The following is a 3,125-nucleotide window of genomic DNA, read 5'->3' as shown; positions in this document are numbered from 1 at the left end:
GGGCCAGGGCTGCAGCCCGTCCCCCTGCAGGGAGTTGGCGGTGGCGGTGGCCAGCACCTCCAGTCCCGACAGGCGGCCGAAGGGGGTGGGGTAGCCGTCGGTCCCCTGGGCGACCACCGGGCCGAGCAGCACAAGGGCCCCCTTCACGTCCTGGCGCAGGGGGTGGTTCTTCCAGCGCTCGGGGTCGAGCACCTCCCAGGCCGGCAGGCGCCGGAAACTCCCCTCCGGGCCGTAGAAGTTCAGGGCGCTGTGGCGGTCGTCCTGGCGGCTGCGCTGGCCCCCCAGCCGCAGCAGGGTGGAGGAGAGGGCGTTGTGGCCCTCGGCGCCGCGGGCGGGGAGCACGCCGCTGGCATAGGCCTCGGGGTGGCGGCTGGGCTCGCTGGAGGTGCCGGCGAGGATGTTGGTGAGCCCGAGGGAGCCGGTGCCGCCGATCGCCGCCAGGAAGCGCTCCGGCCGCACGAAGGTGAGGGCTCCCGCGCCCTGGGTGTCGTCGGATTCGAGCATCTCGGCCGCCAGGGCGACCCGGCCGGGGTAACGCCGCAGCCGCAGCTCCAGGGCATCGTCATCGGCCGGCCCCTTGCCGCTGGGCCCCTCGAAGACCACATTCACGGCCATGGCGCTGGCGCCGGCCTGCAGCAGCTTCTCCGCCACCATCCCGTAGGTGGCCCGGGGCCAGGGCAGGCTGCCGACACCCTTCGCCCATTCCGGGATCCGGCCCTCCCCCTCGAACCAGTCCCCCTGCTGCAGGGTGGCGTCATCGACCGTGACCAGCACCACCTTCGGCGGCGGTCGGCGCGGGCCCCGCAGCAGCAGCAGCTGCTGCTCCACCCCCCGCTCCCACACCCGCATCCGCGGCCCCGGCCAGCCGGCACTGACCCCCACCCAGGCCAGCACAACCACCACCAGGACCCTGAAGGTGCGGCGTCGCGCCATCATCGTTGCAGCGGGCTCCACAGGGTGCAGATGGCGACGGCCCGGCCGGAGCGCTCCAGCCGCACGCAATCGATGGCCCGGGCCCTGGGACGGTTGATCAGGATCTGGGTGTGCAGGGGCGAGCCCATCCAGCGCGACACGATCACCTCCGGATTCCAGGCGGCGGCCGGCATCGGGCAGGCGATCACCTCACTGGTGGGCATGAGACTGGCGGTCGCCGCCATCCGCTCCTGGAACGCCCCCCAGCGGGAGCGGTCATGGTCGCAGTCGGGGCTGTTCAGCACCGCCTCCAGCACCGGGACCAGATGGGCGGCGTTCGCGGCGGCGAGGGGCGCCGGCAGAGGCTCAAGGGCGGGGCGGCCGGCCTGGGCCCGGTAGCGGTTGATGGTCTCCACCAGGGGGTCGCGGCTGAGCCGGGGCCCGGGCGCCGCGGGGATCACACCGGGAAAGCGTCGCTGCACGAAGGCTTCCAGCGCCGCCATGCCGGGCAAGGGGGCGGTGAACCCCTCGAACAGGGGCCCCCGGAGGATGGCGGCGTAGTCGTCCGCCGTCAGGGGTCGCTGCCCGAGCAGGGCCCCCTGGCTGGAGAGCCGCACCCGGGTGCCCCCCGCCAGGAGGATCGGCGCCCCAGGCAGGGGCTGTCCATCGGCCAGGGGCTGGAGCTCCACCGAGCCCTCCAGCACCGCCACCTCCTGTTCGCCGCCGTCGAGCAGGGTGATCACGTAGTTGGTCCCCCGGGTGCTCAGCCGCGAGGAGCGGGTGCAGCCGTTCTGCTGGCCGGACACCAGGATCTGGCCGCTGCTCAGCAGGAAGCAGGTGCTGCCGAGGCGCAGCTGGGTGAAGCGGTTGAGGCGGCCGGCGGCCCCACCGGCGAAACCCAGTTGGCCGCGGCTCTTCTGGGTGCGGACCAGTTCGGGTGTGAAGGCCCGCTCCTGCACCCGGGCCTGGCGGCGTTCGATGAACAGCTCCGGGCCATCGAGGATCTCCTGCACCACCGCCGACGCTGCCGGGCTGGCCACGCTGCCGCTGGGCCAGGCCAGGGCCGCCGCCAAGGCCATCAACAGAAACCGGTGGGGTCGCATCAGCGGCTCAGAAGAAGCGCGGCAGGCCGAAAGGCAGCGACGGCGGACTGATCGGCACCGGCAGGTTCACCCCCGGCACCCGGGAGCGGATGTAGCTCTCCAGCGAGCCGTAGGCGGGCAGGGGTACCCGGAAGCCCTGGAACAGGGGACCGCCCAGGATGCTGTTGTAGTCGCTGACGCTGAGCCCGAGGATCGCCAGCACCACGCCGGCGGGGGAAAGCCGCAGCTTCTGGCCCGCCTCCACGGTGGTGGCGGGCTTGCCGGTGGGTTCCCCGTCGGCGAGCGGCTCCACCTCCACCGATCCCTCCAGGACGGAGATCTCCGCCTCCCCCGACTCGTTGACGTCGAGGAGGTAGTTGGTGCCCCGCACGCTGAGGCGGGCCGAACGGGTGCAGCCGCTCTGCTTGCCGGAGACCAGGATCTGACCCTTCTCGATCAGGAAGCAGCCCTGGCCCAGCTTGAGCAGGGCGAAGCGGTTGAGGCGGCCGGCGGCGCCGCTGTCGAAGCGGATCTGGCCCCGGCTGTTCTGGGTGCTGACCTTCTGGGGGGCGACCGCCTTCTGCTTCACCTTCGCCGTCTTGCCATCGATGAACAGCTCGTTGCCATCGAGGATCTCCTGCACCACGGCGCTCTCGGAGGCCCGCACCGGCAACGGCCCGAGGGCCTGACCGACCAGGAGCACCAGGATCGGCAGGACGGACACACTCGGCAGGCTGCTGCGACGCATGCGCTCAAGGCTCCGGGTCCGGGCGGGCCCATTCTGATGGCCGGGCCCAGAAAAGCATGGGCGCCCCCAGCCGCGCCTCATTGGGCACAGAACCGCACCATCAGCCCCAGGCGATTCCTGGGCTGGGCCAGTTCGGCCGGATCGAAGGGCGGCGCCGCCTCGGCGGCGGCCGCGCGCATCATCACCGGTCGGAAATCGTTGCCCTCCACCTGCACCTCCAGGGGCGTCAGCCGGCTGACGCCCACCGCCGCAGCCACCTCGCGGGCCTGCTCAAGGGCGTCCTGATAGGCCGCCCGCAGCAGCTGGCGCCGCACCGCCGCGTCCTGGGCCCGATCGGCCTCGGTGCCCACCGGCGCCAGCCGCACCCCGGGGAGCGCCCCCAC

General features: G+C 72.9%; 4 protein-coding genes. All 4 read right to left on the bottom strand.

What is annotated here, in order from left to right; translation table 11 throughout:
- Positions 1 to 933, bottom strand: a 933-nt coding sequence (locus VB737_RS15980) for a CHASE2 domain-containing protein (protein ID WP_500314407.1), incomplete at its 3' end; no start/stop codon positions are given.
- Positions 933 to 2,015 carry a FecR family protein gene (locus tag VB737_RS15975; protein WP_500314406.1) on the bottom strand — a complete coding sequence of 361 codons (1,083 nt, stop codon included), beginning with the start codon at positions 2,013 to 2,015 and terminating at the stop codon, positions 933 to 935. The genes VB737_RS15980 and VB737_RS15975, both read right to left, overlap by 1 nt.
- Before the next feature lie 7 nt (positions 2,016 to 2,022).
- On the bottom strand, positions 2,023 to 2,742 hold the full coding sequence (locus tag VB737_RS15970) for a FecR family protein (RefSeq protein ID WP_500314404.1): 720 nt from the start codon (positions 2,740 to 2,742) through the stop codon (positions 2,023 to 2,025).
- Positions 2,743 to 2,819: 77 nt separating this feature from the next.
- The coding region (locus VB737_RS15965; protein ID WP_500314402.1) for an SIMPL domain-containing protein at positions 2,820 to 3,125 on the bottom strand (306 nt) is incomplete at its 5' end.

This window comes from Synechococcus sp. BA-120 BA3 (genome assembly GCF_034931285.1).
GTDB lineage: Bacteria > Cyanobacteriota > Cyanobacteriia > PCC-6307 > Cyanobiaceae > Cyanobium.
Note: the sequence above shows the minus strand (reverse complement) of the source record. Positions and strands in the feature narration are given on the sequence as shown.

What these genes read in the sequence shown, in the direction of transcription:
- VB737_RS15975 (WP_500314406.1), bottom strand. Translation starts at nt 2,015, where the DNA reads ATGCGACCCCACCGGTTTCTGTTGATGGCCTTGGCGGCGGCCCTGGCC.
- VB737_RS15970 (WP_500314404.1), bottom strand. Translation starts at nt 2,742, where the DNA reads ATGCGTCGCAGCAGCCTGCCGAGTGTGTCCGTCCTGCCGATCCTGGTG.